Source organism: Klebsiella sp. 18074 (assembly GCF_902705905.1).
Taxonomy (GTDB): domain Bacteria; phylum Pseudomonadota; class Gammaproteobacteria; order Enterobacterales; family Enterobacteriaceae; genus Klebsiella; species Klebsiella terrigena.
Map to the genome: position 1 here is coordinate 1 of NZ_CACSIS010000098.1, position 602 is coordinate 602.

Annotated in this window: 1 protein-coding gene and 1 pseudogene; both read right to left on the reverse strand. The window is 52.0% G+C overall.

The window, feature by feature from the left end:
• On the reverse strand, positions 1 to 298 hold a 298-nt coding region (locus GVK32_RS29400; protein WP_227697988.1), incomplete at its 3' end, for a hypothetical protein.
• 38 nt (positions 299 to 336) lie between these two features.
• Positions 337 to 602, reverse strand: a pseudogene (locus tag GVK32_RS29405) (phage tail tape measure protein); the annotation flags it as partial.

Sequence of the window (602 nt, forward strand, 5' to 3'; positions counted from 1 at the left end):
GTTTTTCCCGGGAGAAATCCTCATACATAAGCTCCCGAATAATACGGCCATCACGTATTCTGGTCTTAACGTGGATGTATGGCCGTTTCTCTGCTTTTGCCATCTCAATATCCTTTTGGGTCTGCTCCTCGTCCCATACGATATTTTGCATCTGCGCCTGCACAAGCGCATCTTCAAGGGCGGCAATGATTTCCTGCTGTGTGCCGTCCTTCAAATAACCAAGCGACATCATGCCCTCCAGTGTCTCGCTATCGCGGTACCAGATAACCTCGCCGTTTACTTCGATCGCTACTTTCATAATCCCACCCATTAAAAAACCCGCCGAAGCGGGTTGGTTTAGTAGTCGCCGGTAGCCCTCAGCCGCGAACCGGTTCTGGCTGCTATGGCCCTTGTCGCGGGCCCGGACTGTTGAGCATCACTGATAATGATGTTAATCACATCCTGACCGGTTAGCCCTTTGGAGGCCGACGTCCGGACGTCACTCCCGTTATTGTTCTGAACAATGATCTGAATGTTCGGGGATGAACCTACTCCGCCAGAACCCCGCAAATCCTTATTGCTGATGACGGAACCATTGTCCCCGGGGATCATGTACTGGCTGC